The organism is Aureimonas altamirensis (assembly GCF_023702225.1).
GTDB lineage: Bacteria > Pseudomonadota > Alphaproteobacteria > Rhizobiales > Rhizobiaceae > Aureimonas > Aureimonas altamirensis_B.
This window is the reverse complement of record NZ_JAMQCO010000014.1, coordinates 1-24,744: the sequence shown is the minus strand read 5'-3', so window position 1 is coordinate 24,744 and position 24,744 is coordinate 1. Positions and strand designations below refer to the sequence as shown.

Annotated in this window: 18 protein-coding genes and 1 pseudogene; 15 read left to right on the top strand and 4 right to left on the bottom strand. The window is 65.4% G+C overall.

Features of this window, described 5'->3' with window-relative positions; genetic code table 11:
- Positions 1 to 90: 90 nt before the first annotated feature.
- Positions 91 to 1,704, top strand: a complete 1,614-nt coding sequence (gene purH, locus NDN16_RS18870) for a bifunctional phosphoribosylaminoimidazolecarboxamide formyltransferase/IMP cyclohydrolase (RefSeq protein ID WP_251115009.1) — start codon at positions 91 to 93, stop codon at positions 1,702 to 1,704.
- Between the two features lie 82 nt (positions 1,705 to 1,786).
- Here purH and NDN16_RS18865 read toward each other — a convergent pair whose 3' ends face one another.
- Positions 1,787 to 6,661 (bottom strand): NAD-glutamate dehydrogenase, encoded by a 4,875-nt coding sequence (locus tag NDN16_RS18865; RefSeq protein WP_251115008.1) that lies wholly within the window; start codon positions 6,659 to 6,661, stop codon positions 1,787 to 1,789.
- A 47-nt stretch (positions 6,662 to 6,708) separates the two neighbouring features.
- Between NDN16_RS18865 and NDN16_RS18860 the strand changes: the two genes are divergently transcribed.
- From NDN16_RS18860 to lpdA, 13 genes and pseudogenes are all read left to right on the top strand, one after another.
- Positions 6,709 to 7,080 carry a hypothetical protein gene (locus tag NDN16_RS18860; protein WP_251115007.1) on the top strand — a complete coding sequence of 124 codons (372 nt, stop codon included), beginning with the start codon at positions 6,709 to 6,711 and terminating at the stop codon, positions 7,078 to 7,080.
- A gap of 9 nt (positions 7,081 to 7,089) precedes the next feature.
- Positions 7,090 to 7,995, top strand: a pseudogene (pdxY, locus tag NDN16_RS18855) (pyridoxal kinase PdxY); the annotation flags it as partial.
- Between the two features lie 319 nt (positions 7,996 to 8,314).
- Positions 8,315 to 8,992 carry a carbonic anhydrase gene (locus tag NDN16_RS18850; protein ID WP_251115005.1) on the top strand — a complete coding sequence of 226 codons (678 nt, stop codon included), beginning with the start codon at positions 8,315 to 8,317 and terminating at the stop codon, positions 8,990 to 8,992.
- 168 nt (positions 8,993 to 9,160) lie between these two features.
- Positions 9,161 to 9,694, top strand: a complete 534-nt coding sequence (locus NDN16_RS18845) for a protease inhibitor Inh/omp19 family protein (protein WP_251115004.1) — start codon at positions 9,161 to 9,163, stop codon at positions 9,692 to 9,694.
- A 54-nt stretch (positions 9,695 to 9,748) separates the two neighbouring features.
- Complete coding sequence (gene zapE / locus NDN16_RS18840; protein WP_251115003.1) at positions 9,749 to 10,933, top strand: cell division protein ZapE; 1,185 nt, start codon at positions 9,749 to 9,751, stop codon at positions 10,931 to 10,933.
- Between the two features lie 224 nt (positions 10,934 to 11,157).
- Positions 11,158 to 12,120 (top strand): malate dehydrogenase, encoded by a 963-nt coding sequence (mdh, locus tag NDN16_RS18835; RefSeq protein WP_251115002.1) that lies wholly within the window; start codon positions 11,158 to 11,160, stop codon positions 12,118 to 12,120.
- Between the two features lie 78 nt (positions 12,121 to 12,198).
- Positions 12,199 to 13,389 (top strand): ADP-forming succinate--CoA ligase subunit beta, encoded by a 1,191-nt coding sequence (gene sucC, locus NDN16_RS18830; protein ID WP_251115001.1) that lies wholly within the window; start codon positions 12,199 to 12,201, stop codon positions 13,387 to 13,389.
- Positions 13,390 to 13,428: 39 nt separating this feature from the next.
- A complete protein-coding gene (gene sucD / locus NDN16_RS18825) occupies positions 13,429 to 14,331 on the top strand; it encodes a succinate--CoA ligase subunit alpha (protein ID WP_251115000.1) in 903 nt (300 codons plus the stop codon).
- 172 nt (positions 14,332 to 14,503) lie between these two features.
- Positions 14,504 to 17,509: a 2-oxoglutarate dehydrogenase E1 component gene (locus tag NDN16_RS18820; protein WP_435301131.1), complete on the top strand. Its 3,006-nt coding sequence runs from the start codon at positions 14,504 to 14,506 to the stop codon at positions 17,507 to 17,509.
- Positions 17,510 to 17,547: 38 nt separating this feature from the next.
- Positions 17,548 to 18,801, top strand: a complete 1,254-nt coding sequence (gene odhB, locus NDN16_RS18815; protein ID WP_251114998.1) for a 2-oxoglutarate dehydrogenase complex dihydrolipoyllysine-residue succinyltransferase — start codon at positions 17,548 to 17,550, stop codon at positions 18,799 to 18,801.
- 13 nt (positions 18,802 to 18,814) lie between these two features.
- Positions 18,815 to 19,573, top strand: a complete 759-nt coding sequence (locus NDN16_RS18810; RefSeq protein WP_251114997.1) for an SDR family oxidoreductase — start codon at positions 18,815 to 18,817, stop codon at positions 19,571 to 19,573.
- Between the two features lie 40 nt (positions 19,574 to 19,613).
- Positions 19,614 to 20,018: an MAPEG family protein gene (locus NDN16_RS18805; protein ID WP_251114996.1), complete on the top strand. Its 405-nt coding sequence runs from the start codon at positions 19,614 to 19,616 to the stop codon at positions 20,016 to 20,018.
- A 22-nt stretch (positions 20,019 to 20,040) separates the two neighbouring features.
- Positions 20,041 to 21,450, top strand: a complete 1,410-nt coding sequence (gene lpdA / locus NDN16_RS18800) for a dihydrolipoyl dehydrogenase (RefSeq protein WP_251114995.1) — start codon at positions 20,041 to 20,043, stop codon at positions 21,448 to 21,450.
- A gap of 65 nt (positions 21,451 to 21,515) precedes the next feature.
- On the opposite strand, the gene NDN16_RS18795 is transcribed toward lpdA, so the two are convergent.
- Both NDN16_RS18795 and NDN16_RS18790 read right to left on the bottom strand, forming a co-directional pair.
- Entirely contained in the window at positions 21,516 to 22,526 is a 1,011-nt protein-coding gene (locus tag NDN16_RS18795; RefSeq protein ID WP_251114994.1) for a TraB/GumN family protein, read from the bottom strand.
- Positions 22,516 to 23,478: a tyrosine recombinase XerC gene (locus tag NDN16_RS18790; RefSeq protein ID WP_251114993.1), complete on the bottom strand. Its 963-nt coding sequence runs from the start codon at positions 23,476 to 23,478 to the stop codon at positions 22,516 to 22,518. The genes NDN16_RS18795 and NDN16_RS18790 overlap by 11 nt, the downstream gene beginning before the upstream one ends.
- Before the next feature lie 142 nt (positions 23,479 to 23,620).
- On the opposite strand from NDN16_RS18790, the gene NDN16_RS18785 reads away from it, so the two are divergent.
- Positions 23,621 to 24,055, top strand: coding sequence for an OsmC family protein (locus NDN16_RS18785; RefSeq protein ID WP_251114992.1), 435 nt, complete (start codon positions 23,621 to 23,623; stop codon positions 24,053 to 24,055).
- On the opposite strand, the gene NDN16_RS18780 is transcribed toward NDN16_RS18785, so the two are convergent.
- Positions 24,056 to 24,490 (bottom strand): Fur family transcriptional regulator, encoded by a 435-nt coding sequence (locus NDN16_RS18780; RefSeq protein ID WP_251114991.1) that lies wholly within the window; start codon positions 24,488 to 24,490, stop codon positions 24,056 to 24,058.
- Positions 24,491 to 24,744 lie beyond the last annotated feature (254 nt).

The following is a 24,744-nucleotide window of genomic DNA, read 5'->3' as shown; positions in this document are numbered from 1 at the left end:
TATCACCCCGGCTCGAAGGCGGGCGCTGCCCGCATGTAAACTATCCTGCGCATCCTGCCGGACAGGAAGCGCGCCGAGCCGGAGATCATGATGGCCATTTCTGCGAACACCTATCCTGCGCCGGACCGACTTCCGATCCGGCGCGCTCTGCTGTCCGTCTTCGACAAGACGGGTATCGAGGAGCTGGCACGGTTTCTTGCCGGACAGGGCGTGGAACTGCTGTCGACGGGGGGGACGGCGCGCGCCCTGAGCGCACAGGGACTGGCAGTCAAGGATGTATCCGAACTCACCGGCTTTCCGGAGATCATGGATGGGCGCGTCAAGACGCTGCATCCGACCGTGCATGGCGGCTTGCTTGGCATTCGCGCCGACCCCGCCCATGCCGAGGCGATGCGGGCCCACGACATCCCCGGGATCGATCTTCTGGTCGTCAACCTCTATCCGTTCGAGGAGACGGTCGCGTCCGGTGCGGATGCCGCCGCCATCGTCGAGAATATCGACATCGGCGGGCCGGCCATGATCCGCGCCGGTGCGAAGAACCATCCCTATGTCGCCGTGGTGACAGACCCCGCCGACTATTCGGCGCTCATGGACTCCGTGGCCGCAAGCGACGGACAGACCGATCTGGAGCTTCGGCGCCGGCTGGCCGGCAAGGCGTTTGCGCTGACGGCAGGTTACGATGCGGCGGTATCGAACTGGTTCGCCATGGTGGGGCAGGATGCAGCGCCGAAGCGCCGCAGCTTTCCCGGAACGCTTGCCAGCACCCTGCGCTACGGCGAAAACCCGCATCAGCATGCCAGCTTCTACCATACGTCCGAGGTGCGGGCCGGCGTCGCCACCGCGCGTCAGGTGCAGGGCAAGGAACTGTCCTACAACAATCTCAACGATACGGACGCGGCCTTCGAGCTGGTGGCCGAATTCGATCCGGCGCGGGCTGCGGCGGTGGCGATCATCAAGCACGCCAATCCGTGCGGTGTCGCCGAGGGGGAGACCCTGCTGGATGCCTATCGGCGGGCCTATGCCTGCGATACGGTGTCCGCCTTCGGCGGGATCGTCGCGCTCAACCGCCGTCTCGATGCCGCGACGGCCGGCGAGATAACCAGGATATTCACCGAAGTCATCATTGCGCCGGGCGCCGACGAAGAGGCCATGCAGATCATCGCGGCAAAGAAGAACCTGCGCCTGCTGCTGACCGAGGGCCTCCCCGATCCGCGCATACCGGGCCTGATGGTCAAGTCGGTGGCCGGCGGCCTGCTGGTCCAGAGCCGCGACAACGGCACGATCGACGATGTGCCGTTGAAGGTGGTGACGCAGCGCCAGCCGACGGCCGGGGAGATGGCCGATCTGAAATTCGCCTTCCGGGTGGCCAAGCACGTAAAGTCGAATGCCATCGTCTATGCGAAGGACCTTGCGACGGTCGGCATCGGCGCCGGGCAGATGAGCCGCGTGGATTCGGCGCGGATCGCCGCCCGCAAGGCCGAGGACGCGGCCGAGGCGGCCGGCGGCCCGGTCTTGACCAAGGGCTCCGTCGTCGCGTCCGACGCGTTCTTCCCGTTCGCGGACGGTCTTCTTTCGGCGGTCGCGGCCGGCGCTACCGCAGTCATCCAGCCCGGCGGCTCGATGCGGGACGACGAGGTCATCAAGGCGGCGGACGATAACGGCCTTGCCATGGTGTTCACCGGGATGCGCCATTTCCGGCATTGATCTGCGCCGGACCGTGACATGACAAAGGGGCGCGCCATGCCGAGGCGCGCCCCTTTTTCTTACTGCCTGCTTCTCCTGCCCCTCAGCCGGCGAGATCCATCAGAAGACCTGCCGCAAGGGTCAGCCGCGCGACGGAGGTCTCGCCGCTACCGACCAGTTCGCTGATGCGATCGGCAATCCGGTCTATCTTGTCGCCTTCCTCTGCCGCCCAGGCGGCAACGGGATCGTCGCTCTGGCCGAAACGCATCAGAACGTCGGTCGTAAGCCTGCGACGCGCATTGGATATCTGGCTGCCGGCCCGCTCCAGGGTGAGCGTCTCGAAATAGTCCTGCGGACGTATGCTCATGATCGCCGTTTCCAGACTCCCAATCCGCAGGCGCTTGGTCATCTGGAAATAGGCCGACAGTACATCTTCGCCCGGCTTGCCCGTTTCACGTGAAACGCGGGCGGCATCCGGGATCAGGCCGATCAGCGGAAGCAGCGCGACTTCGCGGGCCAGGGGCTCGGGGATGTCCTTGTCCAACAGCGCCTGCAGTCGTGCCGCATATTTTTCCCTTGCGCGATCGCTGGCAAGCTCCAGGAGTTTCGGCTTCATCGCGGACTGCATGCGTTGCAGGGCGGCGATGGCAAATGCGGTCTCCGTTTCCGCCGGCATGTTGCGCACCAGCCATGCGGTCACGATCTGCAGGGTCAGCGTCACCGTTCGATACAACTCGTTCTGCACGAGACCCGGCAGCCTGTTGTCCTGTGCATCGATCCGGGAGATCAGCGCGGCCATGTCGAGGCCGTCATAGGCAACGACGAAGGCGCGCGTCACCTGAGCCGACGTGGCGCCCGTCGCGTCGCTCATCGCCGTCGGGAAACAGGGACCGAGGCGATTGGCGAGTGTGTTGGCAAGATCGGTCGCGATGATCTCGCGGCGCAGCCTGTGGCTTCCGATATCGCCGCGATAGCTGTCGCGCATCGCCGGCGGGAAATAGGCGAACAGCCGCGCCTCCAGATAGGGGTCGTCCGGCAAGGGGCTGGCGATCAGCTTGTCGAACAGATCGATCTTCGCATAGGCGAGCAGGACGGCCAGTTCGGGCCGGGTCAACCCACGACCGGCCGCCTTGAAGTCGGCCAGCTCCCGGTCGGTCGGCAGATACTCCACCGCCCTGTCCAGTCGCTTCTCGCCTTCCAGGCGCGCCATCAGGCGGCCTTGCAGCGGCAGCCTGTCGGCGCCGGCCATCTGTTCGAGGGACAGGGCCAGCGTCTGCTCGTAATTGTTGGCCAGAACGAGCTCGGCCACATCCGGCGTCATGCGCGCCAGCAAGGCATCGCGGTCGGGCCGGGCAAGCCGCCCTTCCGCCATGGCGCTCTTCAGCGCGATCTTGATGTTGACCTCTACGTCGGAGGTGTTGACGCCCGCCGAATTGTCGATGGCGTCGGTGTTGATGCGGCCTCCGCGCAACGCGTATTCGATGCGGCCGCGCTGGGTGACGCCGAGGTTGGCCCCTTCGCCCACGACTGCGGCGCGCACCTCGCGCCCCGCAATGCGCACCGCGTCGTTGGCCTTGTCTCCGACATCCGCAGCGGTTTCGCCCTCGGCGCGGATGTAGGTTCCGATGCCGCCGAACCACAACAGGTCGACTGGGGCCCGGAGGATCGCGGAAATGATCTCGGATGGCGTGCCGGTGCGTTTGTCCCATCCGATCGCTTCGGCTGCCTCGTCCGACAGGGTGATGCGCTTTTCACGCCGCGAGAAGACGCCGCCTCCGGCAGAAATCAGGCTGCGATCGTAATCCGCCCAGCTCGACCGCGGCTTCTGGAACAGACGCTGCCGCTCCGCAAAGGATGCGACGGCGTCCGGCGAAGGATCGATGAAGATGTCGCGATGGTCGAATGCGGCAACGAGGCGCGTTGCGGGCGACAGGAGCATGCCGTTGCCGAACACGTCGCCGGACATGTCGCCGCAACCCGCCGCCGTGAAGGGCGTCGTCTGTATGTCGTGATTCATCTCGCGGAAATGGCGCTTCACCGCTTCCCACGCGCCGCGCGCGGTGATGCCCATCGCCTTGTGGTCGTAGCCGGCCGAGCCGCCGGAGGCGAAGGCGTCGTCCAGCCAGAAGCCGTCGGCCATGGCGATGGCGTTCGCCGTATCGGAGAATGTCGCGGTGCCCTTGTCTGCGGCGACGACGAAATACGGGTCCTGGGCATCGTGGCGAACCAGATTCGCCGGAGTGACCGTGCCTTCCGGGGTGACCGTATCGGTAACGGACAGCAGCGAGGCGATGAACACCACATAGGCCGACCGGCCGGCCTCGAACCACGCTTCGCGCTGCGCGGGATCCGGCAGCCTCTTGGGGTAGAAACCTCCCTTCGCGCCGACCGGCACGATCACGGCATTCTTGACCTGTTGCGCCTTCACCAGCCCCAGGACTTCGGTGCGGTAATCCTGGCTGCGATCCGACCAGCGCAGGCCGCCGCGCGCAACCCTGCCGAAGCGCAGGTGAACGCCCTCGACCCGGGCGTCGAACACGAAGATCTCGGCAAAGGGCACGGGCTGGGGCAGGCCTTCGATCCGATGCGGGTCGAATTTGAAGGCCAGTGCCGGTTCGACATGACCGGGTGACGAGTCGGCGGCGGCCGATACGTCCGGAACGCTGAAGTAATTGGTGCGGAGCGTCGCCAGCACGATGGCGACGAAACGCTGCAGAACGCGGTCGTCCTCGAGCGCATCGACCTTGTCGAGCGCGGTGCGCAGCTCGGCAAGGATCGCGCCGCATCCGCGCTGGCTCGCAGCTTTCGCGATGAGGTCCGCTTCCGGCTCGGCGCTGTCGGGCACGCGCGGCAGCGACGGATCGAAGCTGCGGGCGAAGAGATCGAACAGCAGTGCCGCGATGCGAGGATAGCGCACCAGCGTGTCGGCAATGAACTCCTGAGAGAAGGGCAGGCCGGTCTGGCGCATATAGCGGGCATAGGCGCGCAGGACATTGGCCTGCCGCCATTCCAGCCCGGCTTCGAGAACCAGCCGGTTGAAGCCGTCGTTCTCGATGCGCCCGTCCGAAACCGCCTGGAACAGAGCCTCCAGGGCGAGGCCGCCATCGGAGAGTTCGATCGTGCCGCCATTGCGCCGGGTCAGGTCCATGTCGTGGATATGGACGAGGAGGCCGTCCGGCCGGTGCACGGTGAAGCTGCGCTCGGACAGGGCCGAAAGGCCCATGTTTTCCAGTACCGGAACGCGCGTCGACAAGGGCAGCGTGTCGCCGAGCGTGTAGAGTTTCAGCCGGACGATATGGTCGTCATCGCTGTCGAGGCGGTAGAAATCGATCGTGAAGGGCGACGCCTCCGACAATGCCGCCATGCGCGTGAGGTCGCGTGCCGCATCATCGGCCGATGTCACCTCGCGGTATCCGTCCGGCAGTGCAGCCAGCAGCATGCGGTAGTCGCCGGCCCGGCCGGTGCTGGCCAAAGCGGTCTCGACATCGGCGGCCCAGTCCCGGGACAGCTGGGCGATTTCGGCTTCGAGGCTCTCCACATCGGGGCGCGGAATGACGCCCTCCCGGCCCGAACGGCCGATGATGAAGTGTACGGATGTCAGCGGACCATCCGAGATAGAGGGATAGAAGGCGGAGACATGGCCCTCATAGGCCTGCGCCAGCAATTGGCCGACCGCTTCGCGCAGGCGGGTATCGTAGCGCTGGCGGGGCAGGAAGACGATGGCCGAGACGAAGCGGTCGAACGGGTCGATGCGCGGCAGGAGACGGACGCGAGGGCGTTCGCCCAGCTCCATCATGATGCCGACGAAGGTCTCCAGCGTGTCCACGTCGATCTGGAACAGTTCGTCGCGCGGGTAGGTCTCCAGGATGTTCAGGAGCGCCTTGGCCGAATGCGAATGCGGGCGGAAGTCGAAGCGCCGGATGACGCGTTCGGCCTTCTGCCGGATATAGGGAATGGTCCGGATCGACTGTGTGTAGGCGCTGGAGGTGAACAGACCCACGATCCGCATTTCGCCGACGATGCGGCCGTCCTCGTCGAACTCCTTGACCCCGACATAGTCCATGTACACGCGCCGGTGGACCAGCGACCGCGTATTGGCCTTGGCGACGAGCAGCGGGTTCGATTCATCCAGAAACGCGTGCATTTCCGGGCTCGTCACCTGGGCCGTACGTTCCTTCCGCAAGACCCGTATGTCCCGATCCCGCAGAATGCCCAGCTCGGACCCCTCGACCCGCGACATGGTCTCACCGTCCGCATCGCGGTGATAGTCGAATTCGCGGATGCCGAAGAAACTGAAATTATTGTCGAGCAGCCATTCGAGCAGCCTGACGGCCTCCTCGGCGGTCGCCTTGTCCTCGAGGTTGTCGATATGGGCCGCACGCGCCTGCAGTTCCGCCGCCGCATGGCGTACGCGGGCCAGCATCGCGTCGAAATCGCTGTTGACGACGAGCACCTGATTCAGGATCGCCTCGAGCCGGTCCTTGAGGCGGCTGACGGATTCTGCCTCGTACGGGACTTCGAGCGCGAACTGGATCAGGCTCACGCGGGAATCCTGGTCGCTCGCGGCTTCCGGCCGCGATGCCGCGAACGAGACGATCCGGCCATCGCCGTCGCGATGGATGTCCAGTATCGGATGCGAGATGTAGTGAATTGCCGGAACGGAATCGGCCACCTCCGCAACGGCGCTGTCGAAGAGAAACGGCCGGTCGTCGTTGACCAGCGTTATCAGGAGCAGCTTGCGTCCGTCGAGGACGAACCCTTCCGGCTGTTCGGTGATCACGAGCGGCATGCCGGAGCGATGGGCGTCGAGCGCCGCGGCGCCGCGCTCCGCGGATATGGCGAGGGCCTTGGGCGAAAAGGCGCAGAGATCCTCTGCGGGTGGGCGCGCCAGCAGCATCGGAACCAGCCGCCTTGCGGGACCATCCGGAGCCTCTCTCAGGACATCCTCGATTATCTGGGCCTTCTGGGATGTGATCATGGGTCGTTTCCGGTCATTCGTATTATTGTTTCGCGGGAGAAATTCCCATGAACGTTATGGGAATCAACTCTTTGGGGCGGCACATACGGCGCGCGCTCGGCAATGTCCACCGAATGGCAAGGCCATTGCTCTCGGCGGTGTTTTCGGTCAGGCTCGCGCGCATGGAGAAACAGCATCCGGAAGATGAGCGCCGGCGCCAATCCGACGCTATCCTGACCCGTGTCCGGCAGGAGACGGAGCCGCAGGTGGGGGCAGGCATCGAACGCATCGTGCTCGACGCGCGACAGCATTTCGGCGCGGCCGACGCGGACCCGTCCGACAGGATGGAGGTGTTGGGAACGCGCATCGGCCGGCTTGCCGGCCTGGCATTCTTCCTGTTTCTCGCAGGGTCCCTCATCGTCACCTATCTCATCCCGTGACACGTCCATATGGCGCTCCGTTCGCATCCCGAAAGCTCCGGAACCGATAAAGCTGCGGTCATCGCCGCCTCCAGCCATGTCGTTCGCGGCACCGTCGGCAACCGCGCCATCGTGTTCGCGCTCGAATCGCTCGGGCATCCCGTATGGTCCGTCCCGACCGTGACATTGCCGTGGCACCCGGGACACGGCCCGGCGACCCGGCTGGTGCCGGGGCCCGCGGAGTTCTCGGCCTTCGTCGACGATCTTTGTCGCTCTCCCAAGCTCGGCGAAGTCGGCGCGATCGTCACCGGCTATTTCGGCGCGCCGGGTCAGGTCGAGGACATTGGGCGGCTGGTGCGGGCGCTGAAGGCGCAAAGGCCGGACGCGCTCTTCGTCTGCGATCCGGTACTGGGTGACGGCGGGCAGGGAGGCGGCCGCCTCTATCAGCCGGCGGAAACACTGGCGGCGATCCGCGAAGTGCTCATTCCCCTCGCCGACATCGCGACACCCAACCGCTTCGAACTCCAGTTCCTGACGGGGCTGGAACTGAATACGAACCAGCATTTGATCGAGGCGGCAGCCACATTGGGGCCGCGCCTGGTGCTCGTCACCTCCGCCTTCGCGCTTCTGCGCGGCGGGATCGCCAACCTTCTGGTGGACGGTTTCTGCGCGACGCTGGCCGAGCACCGGCATATCGAGGATGCGCCAAGCGGTACTGGCGACCTGACGGCGGCCGTGTTCCTGGCCCGGCTGCTTGGCGGAGCGTCTCCCGAAAAGGCGCTGCAGTCCACCACCGCGGCGGTTTACGAGATCCTGGCCCGCACGACGAAGCGGGGCGCCGACGAACTGACGCTCGAAACCGACGCCGACGCCCTGCGCTCGCCGCTTGCGATGGTCCAGATGCGGCGTCTGGCAGGGGCCGGAGGCCGTCGCGCCTNGGCGGTTTACGAGATCCTGGCCCGCACGACGAAGCGGGGCGCCGACGAACTGACGCTCGAAACCGACGCCGACGCCCTGCGCTCGCCGCTTGCGATGGTCCAGATGCGGCGTCTGGCAGGGGCCGGAGGCCGTCGCGCCTAGAGCATCGGACCGAAAAGTGGAATCCGGTTTTCGGACAATCCGATGCTCCAACAAATACTTGGAGCGACCTTTGTGCGTCCGAATGGACGCACGGCGCTCTAACTGCAAACGGTTGTGCTTGGGCCCTAAAAGCAGGTAGACGAAGCCCGACGCCTCGCATGGAGCAGCAACTCTCATGTCACTTCTGCCGGACCATCTTCTCGACGGCTATCGCCAGTTCATCGAGGGCCGCTACCTCCAGGAAACGCAGCGCTATCGTTCGCTCGCCAGGGATGGCCAGGCTCCCGAAACCATGGTCATCGCCTGCTGCGATTCGCGCGCGGCTCCCGAAACCATCTTCGGCTCCGCCCCCGGCGAACTGTTCGTGGTGCGCAACGTCGCCAACCTGGTGCCGCCCTATACGCCGGATGGAGAGTTCCACGGCACGTCGGCGGCGCTGGAATTTGCCGTACAGGCCCTCAAGGTAAAACATATCGTCGTCATGGGGCATGGCCGCTGCGGCGGCATCAAGGCCGCGCTCAGCCCCGCGACGGAACCGTTGTCGCCCGGCGACTTCATCGGCAAATGGATGAGCCTCATCGAACCGTCGGCCCACGGCGTCGCCGGCAACGAGATGCTGACCGACAGCGAGAAGCAGACCGCGCTGGAGCGCATCTCCATCCGGATGTCGCTGGCCAACCTGCGCAGCTTCCCGTGCGTTTCCATCCTGGAAGGCAAGGGGCGCCTGTCGCTGCACGGCGCATGGTTCGATATTTCCACCGGGGAATTGTGGGCGATGGACGCCCAGACCGGCGATTTCCATCGGCCGCTGGTGGATGTAGACCCCGAACCGGTCGCGGCCGAACAGCCGTGAGTGTATCTTTTGTGGCCGCCGGGCAACAAAATGCGGCCTGTCGATTCGGGTTTGGGGTGTCCGCCCCTTGCGAAGCCCGCTAAAAAATTATCTTGAAGGTCGACGCAAGGCTTATGTCCCGGTCCGGCCAAGTCAGGTCGGGCGGACGCGATAGAGAGGGATCGGCGCATGACGCAATGGATCAAGACGGGTGCGGCTACTCTGGCCCTGGCGATGCTGGCCGGCTGCACGCAGACGGCCGGGCCGTCGCTGGGCGGCGGTGGCTACGGCCAGCCGGCCCCGTTGACGCCCGCGCCGACCGGACAGGTCTATTCCAACCAGCTTCCGCCGCCGCCCGCGCCTCCGGCGCCGGCTGCCGGCACGACGCCGACGGACGCTTCGGCCGCCCCGGGCGCCGCCCCCGCCCAGTCCGCCTCCACCGCGCCGGTGACGCGGGAAGGGCTGGTCGGCGCCTGGCGTGTCTCGGCCGGCGGCGGCAACTGCCAGATCTTCATGGCGTTGACGCAGTGGACGGGCGGTTATCGCGCAGCGTCGCGGGGCTGCCCCGGCCAGGTGGCCGACATTTCCGCGTGGGACGTCTCGGGCAGCCAGGTCGTGCTGAAGGACAACCAGGGCGGCACCGTTGCGACGCTCAACAATACGGGCGGCACGCGCTTCGAAGGCACCACCTCCAGCGGAACGCAGATCAGCCTCTACCGCTGACGCCGAAGAGCAGGGCGTCGCCTCGGGCGACGCCCGCATGAGCCGCGAGGGCAGATGCCGCAGAACGTCGGATACGGGGTACCGGGCAGCGAGCGCGGTCCGGTCAGGACCGAGCTCGAACGCCGTATCCGCGACGCGACCATAACGCCGGACGAAATCCAGCGCCGCCTTGCCGACAGGCTGGACGTGCTGGCCCGTGCGATCAAGAGCCGTTCGCTGTCGTCCAAGAAGAGCGCGCTCGGCTGGCTTTTCGGGCGCAGCCGCCCGGAGCCGGTCAAGGGTCTCTACATCTACGGGCAGGTCGGTCGGGGCAAGTCCATGATGATGGACATGTTTTACGACACAGTGTCCGGCATGCCAAAGCGCCGCGTGCATTTTCATGCCTTTATGTCCGACGTGCACGATCGCATCAAGGCGCACCGGCAATCCGTCAAGGACGGCCGGGCGCGGGGTGACGATCCGATCCCGCCGGTCGCGGAGGCGATCGCCCGGGAAGCGCAGCTGCTTTGCTTCGACGAGTTCACCGTAACCGACATCGCCGACGCCATGATCCTGGCGCGGCTGTTCACGGCGCTCTTCGAGGCCGGCGTCATCCTGGTGGCGACATCCAACGTCGCTCCGGACGATCTGTATCGCGACGGGCTCAATCGCAGTCTCTTCCTGCCCTTCATCGACATCCTGAAACGCAATGCCGAACTGTTCGAGCTGGATGCGCCGCAGGATTACCGCATGACCAAGCTGGGCGGGGACGAGCTTTACGTAACGCCGCTGGGCCCCGAGGCCGACAAGGCCGTCGATGCCATCTGGTCGCGCATGCTGGCCGGTGCGCCGGAGCGCGCAACCTCCCTGTCGGTGACCGGCCGAACGATCGATGTTCCGCGGTCGGGCAACCGCGCCGCGCGGTTTTCCTTTGCCGACCTCATGGGACGCCCGCTCGGTGCACGCGATTATCTGGAGATGGCAAAGCGCTTCGATGCGATCGTCATCGAGGGCGTGCCGCGCCTGACGCGGGCGGAGCGCAACGAGGCCAAACGGTTCATCATCCTGGTGGACGCCTTCTACGATGCGGGCAAGGATGTCGTCCTGTCGGCCGCCGCCCCCGCGGAAGACCTTTATGAGGCGAAAGGCGGAACGGAAGCCTTCGAGTTCGCCCGGACGGTGTCCCGCCTGACGGAGATGCGTTCGGAGGATTATCGTGCGCATGCCGGAGAGGCAGCCCAGCGCAGAACGACCCCCTGAGCGATGCCGCAGCGCAAAAATCTTTTCGACGGGGGTGTTATCCGCCAGCGCGTTCGCCACGCACGGAAATCTGAATTACGTTTACGTAACTCCCACTTCTTCTAAACGGTTGAATGCATTGATGCGGAGGCCTCGGAGATTGTCTTTGACCTCGCATGCGTCTATTGCGTCCGGCACACGGGTGGTATTGCGCCCGCTGCATCACCGGCAGGGACAAGGGAAACATGGCACGTTCTAAGATCGCTCTCATCGGCTCCGGCATGATCGGTGGCACGCTGGCCCACCTGGCCGGCCTCAAGGAACTGGGCGATATCGTCCTCTTCGACATCGCCGAGGGGACCCCGCAGGGCAAGGCGCTCGATATCGCGGAATCCTCTCCGGTCGAAGGCTTCGACGCCCGCCTGTCCGGCGCCAACGACTATGCCGCCATCGAGGGCGCGGACGTCTGCATCGTGACGGCCGGCGTTGCCCGCAAGCCCGGCATGAGCCGCGACGATCTCCTCGGCATCAACCTCAAGGTGATGGAGCAGGTGGGCGCGGGCATCGCCAAATACGCGCCCGACGCCTTCGTCATCTGCATCACCAACCCGCTCGACGCCATGGTGTGGGCGCTGCAGAAGTTTTCGGGCCTGCCCAAGGCGAAGGTCGTCGGAATGGCCGGCGTGCTCGATTCGGCCCGCTTCCGCCACTTCCTGGCCGAAGAGTTCAAGGTTTCGGTGGAAGACGTCACCGCATTCGTGCTGGGCGGCCATGGCGACACGATGGTGCCGCTGACGCGCTACTCCACCGTTGCCGGTATTCCGTTGACCGACCTCGTCAAGATGGGCTGGCTGACGGCCGAGCGTCTCGAGGAAATCGTCCAGCGCACGCGTGACGGCGGCGCGGAGATCGTCGGCCTGCTCAAGACGGGGTCGGCCTATTACGCGCCGGCCGCGTCGGCCATCGTGATGGCCGAGAGCTACCTGAAGGACAAGAAGCGCGTGCTGCCGGCCGCTGCGGCCCTGAAGGGCGAATATGGCCAGAACGACCTTTATGTGGGCGTGCCCGTCGTTATCGGCGCGGAAGGCGTGGAGCGCATCATCGAGATCGAATTGAACGGCGACGAAAAGACCGCGTTCGAGAAATCGGTCGGCTCCGTGAAGGGCCTGATGGAAGCCTGCCAGGGCATCGCGCCGAACCTCAAGTAAAAGCCTTGCCGCCGCCCGCACCGGGCGGCGGTTTTTCCATCCGTTGCGCCGCCAGGCGAAACACGAGGACCATCTTCCATGAACATCCACGAATATCAGGCCAAGCAGGTTCTCAAGGGCTTCGGTGCGCCCGTCGCCGAGGGCGTCGTGGTCACCGAGGTATCCCAGGCGGAGGCCGCGGCCCGCCAGTTGCCTGGCCCTCTTTACGTCGTGAAAAGCCAGATCCATGCAGGCGGCCGCGGCAAGGGCAAGTTCAAGGAACTCGGCGCCGATGCCAAGGGCGGCGTGCGGCTGGCCAAGTCCGTCGAAGACGTCGTCGCCAATGTCGGCGAGATGCTCGGCAACACGCTGGTGACGGCCCAGACGGGCGACGCCGGCAAGCAGGTCAACCGCCTGTACATCGAGGACGGCGCCGACATCGACCGCGAGCTCTATCTGTCGCTGCTCGTCGACCGCTCGGTCGGTCGCGTCGCCTTCGTCGTCTCGACGGAAGGCGGCATGGATATCGAGGCGGTGGCGCACGACACGCCCGAAAAGATCATCACCGTCGCCATCGACCCGGCAACCGGCGTGACGGCCGAGGACGCCGCCCGCATCAGCGATGCCTACGGCCTCGACGGCGCCGCGCGCACCGATGGCGAAAAGCTGTTCCCGGCGCTGTACAATGCCTTCGTCGAGAAGGACATGTCCCTTCTGGAAGTGAACCCGCTGATCGTCATGACCGACGGGCACCTGCGCGTCCTCGACGCCAAGGTTTCCTTCGACGGCAATGCACTCTTCCGCCACGAGGATATCCGCGAGCTGCGCGACACGACCGAGGAAGACGCCAAGGAGATCGAGGCGTCCAAGTACGACCTCGCCTATGTGGCGCTCGATGGCGACATCGGCTGCATGGTCAACGGCGCCGGCCTTGCCATGGCGACGATGGACATCATCAAGCTCTACGGCAAGGAGCCGGCCAACTTCCTCGATGTCGGCGGCGGCGCCAGCAAGGAAAAGGTCACAGCGGCCTTCAAGATCATCACCGCCGATCCCAACGTGAAGGGCATCCTCGTCAACATCTTCGGCGGCATCATGCGGTGCGACATCATCGCCGAGGGCGTGGTCGCGGCCGTCAAGGAAGTGGGGCTGAAGGTTCCGCTCGTCGTGCGGCTCGAAGGCACCAATGTCGAGCTGGGCAAGAAGATCCTGAATGAATCGGGCCTCGCCATCACCGCAGCGGACGACCTGGACGACGCCGCCCAGAAGATCGTCGCGGCTGTCGCCTGAACCAGCCCATCGACCCCTCCGGAGTTCGAAAGAAACACGATGTCCATTCTCGTCAACAAGAACACCAAGGTTCTGGTCCAGGGCCTTACCGGCAAGACCGGCACGTTCCACACGGAACAGGCGCTTGCCTACTACGGCACCCAGATGGTGGCCGGCATCCATCCCAAGAAGGGCGGGGAAACCTGGCACGGCTCGAAGGGCGAGGAACTGCCCATCTTCGCCAGCGTCGCCGAGGCGCGCGAGCGCACCGGCGCCGATGCCTCCGTCATCTACGTGCCGCCGGCCGGGGCGGCCGACGCCATCATCGAGGCGATCGAGGCAGAGGTTCCCTTCATCGTCTGCATCACGGAGGGCATCCCCGTGCTCGACATGGTGCGTGTCAAGGCGCGCCTCGAAACGTCGAAGTCGCGGCTGCTCGGTCCCAACTGCCCGGGCGTGCTGACGCCCGAGGAATGCAAGATCGGCATCATGCCGGGCTCCATCTTCCGCAAGGGCAATGTCGGCATCGTGTCGCGCTCCGGCACGTTGACCTACGAAGCCGTCTTCCAGACCTCCAACGAGGGCCTGGGCCAGACGACGGCGGTGGGCATCGGCGGCGACCCGGTCAAGGGCACCGAATTCATCGACGTGCTGGAGATGTTCCTGGCCGACGAGGCGACCCATTCGATCATCATGATCGGTGAAATCGGCGGCTCGGCCGAGGAAGACGCCGCCCAGTTCCTGGCCGACGAGGCGAAGAAGGGCCGCAAGAAGCCGATGGTCGGGTTCATTGCCGGCCGCACGGCGCCCAAGGGCCGCACCATGGGCCATGCCGGTGCGGTGGTTTCCGGCGGCAAGGGCGATGCCGAATCCAAGATCGCGGCCATGGAGGCGGCGGGCATCCGCGTATCGCCTTCGCCGGCCCGCCTCGGCAAGACGCTTGCCGAAGTGTTGAAGGGCTGAAACGGCAAGCCCCTCAAAATCGCCGGCCGAAGACCTATCTTCGGCCGGAATGTTCAGCATAACCGGCGTGGCGGCGGCTACGCCGGCGTCAGCGTGAAAAGAGGGCCATGACGGTCCTTCGGCGCAATACAATCTGGGAGACGGCGCACCAGGCATGCGCCGCGAAGACGAGATGGCACGCAATCCGGCGAACGAAACCTTCGCGCTCACCTCCTTCCTGTATGGCGGCAATGCCGACTATATCGAGGAGCTTTACGCCGCTTACGAAGAAAACCCCGCCTCCGTCGACGAGGAATGGCGTTCCTTCTTCGGCGAGTTGAAGGACGACAAGGCGACGGTTCGCAAGAATGCGGAAGGCGCCTCGTGGGCGCGGCGCAACTGGCCGATCGCGGCGAACGGCGATCTCGTCTCGGCGCTGGACGGCGATTGGGGCCAGGCCGAAATCCGCGTCGAGAAGAAAGTGCGCGAGAAGGCCAAGGCCGACGGCGTCGAGCTTTCGGACGGGCAGGTCAGCCAGGCGACGCGCGATTCGGTGCGCGCCCTCATGCTGATCCGCGCCTTCCGCGTTCGCGGCCATCTGCACGCCAAGCTCGACCCGCTGGGGCTGGCGCAGCCGGAAGACGATTATAACGAGCTGTCGCCGGAGGCCTACGGGTTCACCGCCGCCGACATGGACCGCAAGATCTACATCGACAACGTGCTCGGCCTCGAATTCGCGACGATCCGCGAGATCGTCGATATCCTGTCGCGCACCTATTGCTCCACCATCGGCATCGAGTTCATGCACATCTCCAACCCGGCCGAGAAGGCCTGGCTGCAGGAGCGCATCGAGGGGCCGGACAAGGGCGTGGAATTCACCCGCGAGGGCAAGCGCGCCATCCTGAACAAGCTGATCGAATCCGAAGGGTTCGAGAAGTTCCTGGACGTCAAGTTCAAGGGAACCAAGCGCTTCGGCCTCGACGGCGGCGAATCGCTGATCCCCGCGCTGGAGCAGATCATCAAGCGCGGCGGCCAGCTCGGCCTCAAGGAGATCGTCCTGGGCATGGCCCACCGCGGCCGCCTCAACGTGCTGTCGCAGGTGATGGCCAAGCCGCACCGCGCCATCTTCCACGAGTTCAAGGGGGGCTCCTACGCCCCGGACGACGTGGAAGGCTCGGGCGACGTGAAGTATCACCTCGGCGCGTCTTCGGACCGCGAGTTCGACAGCAACAAGGTTCACCTGTCGCTGACGGCCAACCCGTCGCATCTCGAGATCGTCAACCCCGTCGTGCTGGGCAAGGCGCGCGCCAAGCAGGATCAGCTGGGCGGCGGGCGCACCCGCACCGAAGTGGTGCCGGCCGAGGTGCGCAACCAGGTCCTGCCGCTGCTGATCCACGGCGACGCGGCCTTTGCGGGGCAGGGAGTCGTCGCCGAGTGCTTCGGCCTGTCCGGCCTCAAGGGGCATCGGGTCGGCGGCTCGATCCATGTGATCATCAACAACCAGATCGGCTTCACGACCAATCCGCGCTTCTCGCGGTCGTCGCCCTATCCGTCGGATGTCGCCAAGATCGTCGAGGCCCCGATCTTCCACGTCAATGGCGACGATCCGGAAGCGGTCGTCTATGCCGCGAAGGTGGCCACGGAATTCCGGATGACCTTCCACAAGCCGGTGGTCATCGACATGTTCTGCTATCGCCGCTTCGGCCACAACGAAGGCGACGAGCCGGGCTTCACGCAGCCCATCATGTATCGGCAGATCCGCAATCATCCGACGACGTTGGAGATCTATTCCCGCAAGCTGATCGACGAGGGCGTCATCTCGCAGGAGGACGTCGACGCGCGCAAGGCCGAGTGGCGCAGCCTGCTCGACTCAGAGTTCGAGGCCGGGCAGAGCTACAAGCCCAACAAGGCCGACTGGCTCGACGGGGCCTGGGCGGGCCTGCGCCGCGCCGAAAGCAACGACGAGCCGCGCAGCGGCACGACGGCTCTGCCCATCAAGACGCTCAAGGAAATCGGCAAGCGGCTGACCGACGTGCCGGCGGACTTCCAGGTTCATCGCACCATCCAGCGCTTCCTCGACAACCGCGCCAAATCCATCGAGACGGGCGAGGGGATCGACTGGGCCACGGGCGAGGCGCTGGCCTTCGGCAGCCTCGTCGCCGAGGGGCATCCGGTGCGCCTGTCCGGACAGGACTCCGAGCGCGGCACGTTCAGCCAGCGTCATTCGGTGCTGTACGACCAGGACAGTGAAAACCGCTATATCCCGCTGCAGAACATCGCAAAGGGCCAGGCGGTGTACGAGGTCATCAACTCGATGCTTTCGGAAGAGGCGGTCCTCGGCTTCGAGTACGGCTACTCGCTGGCGGAGCCGAATGCCCTGACGCTCTGGGAGGCCCAGTTCGGCGACTTCGTCAACGGTGCGCAGGTGGTGATCGACCAGTTCATCTCGTCCGGCGAGGCCAAGTGGCTGCGCATGTCGGGCCTGGTGATGCTGCTTCCGCACGGCTATGAGGGCCAGGGGCCGGAGCACTCGTCGGCCAGGCTGGAGCGCTTCCTGCAGCAATGCGCCCAGGACAACATGCAGGTGGCCAACGTCACCACGCCGGCCAACTACTTCCATATCCTGCGGCGGCAGATGAAGCGCGATTTCCGCAAGCCGCTCATCCTGATGACGCCGAAGTCACTGCTGCGTCACAAGCGGGCAGTGTCGTCGCTGGCCGATTTCTCGGGCGAATCGAGCTTCCACCGCCTGCTGCACGACGATGCGCAGCGGGGCGTCGGCGACATTTCGCTGGTCAAGGATTCCAAGATCCGCCGGGTCGTCCTGTGCTCCGGCAAGGTCTATTACGACCTTCTCGAGGAGCGCGAGAAACGCGGCATCGACGATATTTACCTGCTGCGCGTCGAGCAGCTCTATCCGTTCCCGGCCAAGGCGCTGATCAACGAATTGTCGCGCTTCAAGCAGGCCGAGATCGTCTGGTGCCAGGAAGAGCCCAAGAACATGGGTGCCTGGAGCTTCATCGACCCCTATCTGGAGTGGGTTCTCGACAGGATCGGCACCGACAAGCGCCGCGCGCGCTATACCGGCCGGCAGGCTGCGGCATCGCCGGCGGCGGGCACGATGTCAAAGCATATGGAGCAACTCGGGGCCTTCCTCGAGGATGCACTCGGCAACGGCGATCCGGCCGGCCGCAACTGAACCGTTCAAGTCAATCCGGAAGAGAAGACGAAGCGTCCATGAGCACCGAAATCAAAGTTCCGACCCTCGGCGAAAGCGTGACGGAAGCCACGATCGGCCAGTGGTTCAAGAAGGCGGGCGACCGGGTTGAGCAGGACGAGACGATCGCCGAGCTCGAAACCGACAAGGTCACCGTCGAGGTGCCGGCTCCATCCGCCGGTATCCTGCAGGAGATCGTCATCAACGAAGGCGAGACCGTCGCGGTGGGTGCGCTGATCGGCATCATCGGCGAAGGCGAGGGCGCCGGCGCTGCCGCACCGGCCAAGGCCTCGACCAAGCCGGCCGAGACGATCGAGAAGGCGCCCAGGGAAGGCGCCGAGGACGGCTCCGACACGACCCTGCCGAACCCCAGCCATGGCGATTCCATGCCCGCGGCGCCGTCGGCGCAGAAGATGATGGCCGACAAGGGCATCGCGGCTGCCGACGTGCAGGGCTCCGGCAAGCGCGGCCAGGTGCTGAAGGGCGATGTGCTGGATGCCATCGCCAAGGGTTCTTCGGCTCCCGCCGCCTCTGCCCCGGCAGCGGCACGCGCGCCCTCCGGCGAGGCCGATGCCGCCCGCGAGGAACGGGTGAAGATGACCCGTCTCCGGCAGACGATCGCGCGCCGGCTGAAGGACGCGCAGAACACGGCGGCCATGCTGACGACCTTCAACGAGGTCGACATGACCGCGGTGATGGAGCTGCGCAAGAAGTACAAGGATCTGTTCGAGAAGAAGCATGGCGTGAAGCTGGGCTTCATGGGCTTCTTCACCAAGGCCGTATGCCATGCGCTGAAGGAGATTCCGGCGGTGAACGCCGAGATCGACGGCACCGACCTCATCTACAAGAACTTCGCCCATATCGGCGTTGCGGTCGGCACCGAAAAGGGCCTTGTCGTGCCGGTCGTACGCAATGCCGACCAGATGGGCATCGCCGAGATCGAAAAGGAGATCGGCCGTCTGGGCATCGCGGCGCGTGACGGCAAGCTGTCGGTTTCCGACATGCAGGGCGGCACCTTCACCATCTCCAACGGCGGCGTCTACGGCTCCCTGATGTCGACGCCGATCCTGAACGCGCCGCAGTCCGGCATTCTTGGCATGCACAAGATCCAGGAGCGGCCGATGGCAATCGGCGGCAAGGTTGAAATCCGGCCGATGATGTATCTGGCGTTGTCCTACGATCACCGGATCGTGGATGGCAAGGAAGCCGTTACCTTCCTCGTGCGGGTCAAGGATTCGCTGGAGGATCCGGAACGCCTCGTCCTGGATCTCTGATCGGGCCGGCGTCATGGTCGAGCGTGTCATGGTGGTTACGGGCGGATCGCGGGGCATCGGCGCCGCGGTCGCGCTCAAGGCGGCCAGCACCGGCTACGCGGTGCTCGTCAACTATGCCAGCAACGCGGCGGCGGCCGGGTCGGTCGTCGGGCAGATTCGCGACGCAGGGGGCAGGGCGGAAAGCGTGAAGGGCGATGTGGGCGTCGAAGCCGACGTCGAAGTCATTTTCGCCGCGGCCGACGCCATGGGGAGGCTGTCCGCCCTCGTCAACAATGCCGGCGTCTTCGACCAGCCCAGCCTTCTGGCGGACATGACCGCGGACCGGCTGGAGCGCACTTTCCGCATCAACGTCCTCGGCAGTTTCCTGTGCGCGCGGGAAGCGGCACGCCGCATGGCTTATTCGCGCGGCGGACACGGCGGGTCGATCGTCAATCTGACATCGGCCGCGGCGAAGCTGGGCGCGGGCGGAGAGAATATCGACTATGCAGCCAGCAAGGGTGCGATCGATACCTTCACGATTGGGCTGGCGCGCGAGCTTGCGGCGGATGGCGTCCGCGTCACCGCGGTTCGCCCCGGCATCATCGATACCGACATCCACGCTTCCGGCGGGCGTCCCGACCGGGTGGCGCAGATGACGCCCAACCTGCCGATGCGGCGGCCCGGTACGGCCGACGAGGTGGCGGAGGCGATCCTGTGGCTGGTCTCCGATTCGGCGTCCTATTCCACCGGCACCATTCTGGACGTCAGCGGCGGACGGGCCATACTTCCCTGAAGATCGACCGCTCCGGACGAAGCGGCAAGGAGTTGCGGACATGACCGAGCTTCCCCTGACGACAGAGCTTCTCGTGCTCGGCTTCTCGGTCGTGCTCCTGTTCGTGCACATCCTTCTGCAAGGGCGGCTGGCCACCCGCGAACGCGGACTGGAGTGGAACGCCGGCCCGCGGGACGAGGAGATGCAACCCCTGGGCCCCAAGGCCGGGCGCGCCGAACGCGCCCTTCGCAACTACCTCGAAACCTGGCCGGCCTTCATCGCCCTTGCGCTGGGCTTGGCCGTGACGGCCCGCAGCGGCGGCGTCGCGGCTTTCGGCGCGTGGCTCTGGTTCGTCGCGCGCCTCGTCTATCTGCCGCTCTACATCTACGGAATTCCCTATCTCCGCAGTGTCGCCTTCGTCGCGTCCTGCGTCGGGCTGTTCCTCATGCTCATCCGTTTCCTTTGAACATCGGACTGGACTTTCCAATATGGCTGAAACTTTCGATCTCGTGGTGATCGGTTCCGGGCCCGGCGGCTATGTCTGCGCCATCAAGGCCGCACAGCTGGGCCTCAAGGTCGCCGTCGTCGAAAAGCGAGCAACCTACGGGGGCACGTGCCTCAATGTCGGCTGCATTCCTTCCAAGGCGCTCCTGCATGCCTCGGAAATGTTCGCCGAGGCGCAGCATTCCTTCGGTGCGCTGGGCGTCGTCGTGGATCCGAAGCTGGATCTCGACGCCATGCTGACGCACAAGGACAAGACCGTTAAGGCCAATGTCGACGGCATCGCCTTCCTCTTCAAGAAGAACAAGATCACCGGTTACATCGGCATCGGCCGGATCGTTTCCCCGACCGAGGTTTCGGTGACGAAGGAGGACGGCGCAGCCGAGACGCTCCAGACGAAGTCGATCGTCATCGCCACCGGTTCGGAAGTGGCGGGTATTCCAGGGGTCGAGCTGTCCTTCGACGGCAAGGTCGTCGTGTCTTCGGACGATGCCATCGCCCTGCCCGCGGTGCCCGGGACGATGATCGTCGTCGGCGGCGGCGTCATCGGGCTGGAGCTCGGGTCCGTCTGGTCGCGTCTCGGCGCCAAAGTCACCGTCGTCGAGTATCTCGACAAGATCCTGGGTTCCATGGACGCGGAAGCCTCGTCGACCCTGCAGAAACTGCTGGCCAAGCAGGGGCTGGAGTTCAACCTGAGCTCGAAGGTCACCGGCGTTTCCGCAGAAGGCGGCAAGGGCCGCGTGACATTCGAGCCGGTCAACGGCGGCGATGCCGTGACGCTGGAAGCCGATGTCGTGCTGGTCTCCACGGGCCGCCGTCCCTATACGGCCGGCCTCGGGCTGGAGGAGGTCGGTGTGGCGCTCGACCAGGCAGGGCGCGTCGAGATCGACGGGCATTATGCCACCAGCGTCAAAGGCATCTATGCGATCGGCGACGTGGTGAAGGGCCCGATGCTGGCCCACAAGGCCGAGGACGAAGGCGTCGCCCTGGCCGAGATCCTTGCGGGCCAGGCCGGCCACGTGAACTACGGCGTCATTCCCTCGGTGGTCTACACCGCGCCGGAAGTCGCCTCCGTCGGCCGGACGGAAGAAGAGCTGAAAGCTGCCGGCATCGCGTATCGCGTCGGCAAGTTTCCCTTTACCGCCAATGGGCGGGCGCGTGCCATGCTGCACACGGACGGCCTGGTGAAGGTTCTGGCCGACAAGGCCACCGACAAGGTGCTGGGAGTCCATATCGTCGGTTTCGGTGCCGGCGAACTGATCGCCGAGGCGGCCGTACTGATGGAGTTCGGCGGATCGTCCGAGGATCTGGCGCGCACCTGCCATGCCCACCCGACCATGTCGGAAGCCGTGCGCGAGGCGGCCTTCGCCGCCTTCGCCAAGCCCATCCACATGTAAGGTCCGATCCGAAATCCTGTGCGGACGAGGCCCGGCCAGTTCGGCCGGGCCCTTTCGTATCCGGATCAGTCCAGGCGTTCGACGGTCCAGCCGTCCTGTCGAAACAGTTCGACGAGCCCTTCGGTGCCGATCAGATGTTGCGCCCCGACGGCGATGAAGGCCCCGCCCTCGGCCAGTATCGGTTCCGCGCGCTGGCGCATGAGGTGGTTTCGCTGGCGCACGATCCGCTCGTCGAATGCCTGCCAGATTTCGGCCGAGCGTTCCGAATCGTCGCTGGTGGGCGCGATCTCTTCCATTGCCGGTACGATGGCGGCGATGTCGCCTCGCAGGTAGAGAGCCGTCATCGTCTCGAACAGATCGTCCATGCGATCACGGTTCCGCAGAACCGATAGCAGCATGTCGGCCTGGTCCGGCATCGGCATGGACGCCAGTGCCTCCAGCTGCTCCGCTCCGGTTTCAAGGCCCAGTACCGTCTTGCCCGCGGCCATTGCGCGGTCGGCAAGATCGAGATCCAGAAGTTTCGACCCCTCTGCGATCCGTCGCTGCTCGCAGGCCGGCATCAACAGGCCGGTTGCAAGGAACCACGGTTGCATCGTGCGCACCGTCGCGGCCGGCATGCCCGACGCCTCCAGGCCGGCCTGTACAAGGGTGGCGTCGCTGCCGGAAAAAAGATCGGACAATGTCTGACCGTCAGGCAGGTTCATCAGGTCCGGTCGTGACAGGATCAGCGCCGCCATCTTCCGCTCGTCGAGAAGATCGGCGGTTTCGATCACCATCGTCGTCGCTGCTTGGAACGCGTGCTCCGCAGCGCCCGGCAGCGCCAGAACGCGCGGGTCCGTCACATGCAAGGTGCCGAACAGAATGTTGGCCGGAGTATCGTCGCGGGTGAGCCTGTATAGCTTGCCCTCGCCATTGGCCTCTCCCGCCGCCGCCGCCGCGACCGCCTTGCGCTGCGCAGGAGAGAAGTCGGCGGTCAGGTCTCGTCCGGTACGACAGTCTTCGGCGGCAAGGGCGATTCCCGATGTGGCCAGCAGTCCTGCGACAAGCGCGACGGCGGCGATGCGGCTAGGTGACATTGCGGGGCCTCCGGGCGCGGGGATGGGCGGCTGCATGCGCAGCCATCAGGCGGGCGGAGTCCACGCCCGTATAAGTCTGGGTGGTCGAAAGCGAGGCATGCCCCAGCAAGTCCTGAATGGTGCGCAGGTCCCCGCCACCGGCCAGAAGGTGGGTTGCGAAGGAGTGGCGCAGGGCATGCGGCGTTGCCGAATCGGGCAGGCCGATCAATCCGCGCAGCCGCTGCATTTCGGCCTGGACGATCTGCGGTCGCAGCGGGCCGCCGCGCGCACCGCGAAACAGTGGGCCGGACGCGTCGAGATGCCAGGGACACGACGCCCGATAGGCCTCTACTGCCTTGTGCACGGCCGGCAGCAGCGGAACCAGTCGTTCCCGGCCGCCCTTGCCGACGATTCGCATGGACCTGGCGCTGCTGTCGGTCAGGCTGTCGCCCGGCAGGCCGAGTGCTTCCGAAATGCGCAGGCCGCAACCGTAAAGCAGCGTCAGCACGGCCACGTTGCGGGCGGCGATCCACGGCTCGGTGGCCATGGCGCCGGCCTCGTCCGTCACCGTCACGGCGTCGGCCGGGCTCAGCGGTCGCGGAAGGCGGCGCGGCAGCCGCGGCGTCCGCGCCGTGCGCACCGACGCGCTGGAGGCCTGTCCGTCACGCTCCAGAAAACGGACGAAGGAGCGCACGCCGGCCAAGCCGCGCGCCAGGCTCCGGGCCCCGACGCCGTCGGTTTGCCGCGATGCCAGAAAGCTGCGGATGTCCGTCTGCGGCAGATCGTCAAGGTCCGCCAGGCGGGCAGGGCGCCCATGATGACGCGTCAGGAAGACAAGGAGCTGGCGGACATCGCGCTCGTAAGCCTCCAGCGTATTCGGGCTCACGCCGCGCTGCCCTTCCAGCCGTTTCAGCCAGTCGGTCTTGCGGTCCAGCAGGTCCGGCTCGGCATGGGTCAGGATCTCGCCGGTCATCATTGCCATCCTCCAGCGTTCGCGCGGCAGCATCGGACCAAAAGGTTTCGCATTTTTGAAGGCCGGGCTGGAAGGGCGACGCCGAGGCCCCATCTTTGCGAGCGAATGCCGCGACCCGCGGCGACTAGAATGGAGACGACGCATGAAACGCCATGCAACCGCGATCTGGAACGGAGCCCTTGCCGACGGAAAGGGCGCGCTGACGACCCAGTCCGGCGCTCTCGACAATCACGGCTACTCGTTCAAGGCTCGATTCGAGGACGAGAGCGGCAAGTCCGGCACCAACCCGGAAGAGCTTCTTGCCGCAGCCCATGCCGGCTGCTTTGCCATGCAGCTCTCGCATTTCCTGGCCGAGAACGGCACCCCGGCCGACGAGTTGAAGGCACGCTCCGTCGTCAGCGTCGAACAGGGGGCCGGCGGCTTCGAAATCAGGTCTTCGGCGATCACGCTGGAGGGCAAGGTTCCGGGGATCGATGATTCGAAGTTTCAGGAGCTCGCCGCCAAGGCCAAGGAAAACTGCCCCATCTCCAAGGCGCTCGGCGCCATAGAGGTGACGCTGGACGCGAAACTGGTCTGATCAACGGGCCCGCCGCTTGCGCCCATAGAGCTCCAGGCGGTGGAAGACGATTTCATATCCGAGGCGCTGCGCGATCTCCTCCTGCAGCGCCTCGATCCGTTCGGAGTGGAACTCGACCACCTCTCCGGTGTCCATGTCGATCAGATGGTCATGGTGCTCGGCTGCGGCATGCTCGAAGCGCGACGGCCCGCCTTCGAAGGCATGACGGTGGATCGCACCCTTTTCTTCCAGCAGCTTCATCGTCCGGTAGACGGTGGACAGGGAGATCGCCGGGTCGATCGCAACTGCGCGCCGATAGATTTCCAGCGCGTCCGGATGGTCGGCATGGCCCCCTACGATGGACAGGATCACCTTGCGTGGACGCGTGATGCGCACGCCCGCTTCCCGCAGGATCGCCTCGTAGGTCCGGCTCTTGTCTGTTTCCGACGCACTCATGCCGAATCTCTTACTGGTTTCGAATCGTGATGTGAATTCTGAAGCCGCCGTCCCCCTGGCGATTCCGGCCGGTATTCGGCGCTTCCCGCAGGATTCGGGCCGGCGGAACGCCTTCGTCGTCGCAGGGTTGTCTTGATGACAGGGCGGTGACGACGGGAAGTTCCGTCCATTACCCTGAAATCATTGGTGATTTTTAGAATTTTTCCGAACGGTCGATTTTCCTGGTTGACGGTATGAAGGTGATAGTCCTATAA

Excerpts from the sequence above, each read along its gene's own strand:
- zapE (WP_251115003.1), top strand. The coding sequence starts at position 9,749 with ATGCCGCAGAACGTCGGATACGGGGTACCGGGCAGCGAGCGCGGTCCG.
- NDN16_RS18780 (WP_251114991.1), bottom strand. The coding sequence starts at position 24,490 with ATGAGTGCGTCGGAAACAGACAAGAGCCGGACCTACGAGGCGATCCTG.
- sucC (WP_251115001.1), top strand. The coding sequence starts at position 12,199 with ATGAACATCCACGAATATCAGGCCAAGCAGGTTCTCAAGGGCTTCGGT.
- mdh (WP_251115002.1), top strand. The coding sequence starts at position 11,158 with ATGGCACGTTCTAAGATCGCTCTCATCGGCTCCGGCATGATCGGTGGC.
- NDN16_RS18865 (WP_251115008.1), bottom strand. The coding sequence starts at position 6,661 with ATGATCACATCCCAGAAGGCCCAGATAATCGAGGATGTCCTGAGAGAG.
- NDN16_RS18795 (WP_251114994.1), bottom strand. The coding sequence starts at position 22,526 with ATGTCACCTAGCCGCATCGCCGCCGTCGCGCTTGTCGCAGGACTGCTG.
- NDN16_RS18850 (WP_251115005.1), top strand. The coding sequence starts at position 8,315 with ATGTCACTTCTGCCGGACCATCTTCTCGACGGCTATCGCCAGTTCATC.
- NDN16_RS18810 (WP_251114997.1), top strand. The coding sequence starts at position 18,815 with ATGGTCGAGCGTGTCATGGTGGTTACGGGCGGATCGCGGGGCATCGGC.
- NDN16_RS18805 (WP_251114996.1), top strand. The coding sequence starts at position 19,614 with ATGACCGAGCTTCCCCTGACGACAGAGCTTCTCGTGCTCGGCTTCTCG.
- NDN16_RS18820 (WP_435301131.1), top strand. The coding sequence starts at position 14,504 with ATGGCACGCAATCCGGCGAACGAAACCTTCGCGCTCACCTCCTTCCTG.
- lpdA (WP_251114995.1), top strand. The coding sequence starts at position 20,041 with ATGGCTGAAACTTTCGATCTCGTGGTGATCGGTTCCGGGCCCGGCGGC.
- NDN16_RS18860 (WP_251115007.1), top strand. The coding sequence starts at position 6,709 with ATGAACGTTATGGGAATCAACTCTTTGGGGCGGCACATACGGCGCGCG.
- NDN16_RS18790 (WP_251114993.1), bottom strand. The coding sequence starts at position 23,478 with ATGACCGGCGAGATCCTGACCCATGCCGAGCCGGACCTGCTGGACCGC.
- odhB (WP_251114998.1), top strand. The coding sequence starts at position 17,548 with ATGAGCACCGAAATCAAAGTTCCGACCCTCGGCGAAAGCGTGACGGAA.
- NDN16_RS18845 (WP_251115004.1), top strand. The coding sequence starts at position 9,161 with ATGACGCAATGGATCAAGACGGGTGCGGCTACTCTGGCCCTGGCGATG.
- sucD (WP_251115000.1), top strand. The coding sequence starts at position 13,429 with ATGTCCATTCTCGTCAACAAGAACACCAAGGTTCTGGTCCAGGGCCTT.
- purH (WP_251115009.1), top strand. The coding sequence starts at position 91 with ATGGCCATTTCTGCGAACACCTATCCTGCGCCGGACCGACTTCCGATC.
- NDN16_RS18785 (WP_251114992.1), top strand. The coding sequence starts at position 23,621 with ATGAAACGCCATGCAACCGCGATCTGGAACGGAGCCCTTGCCGACGGA.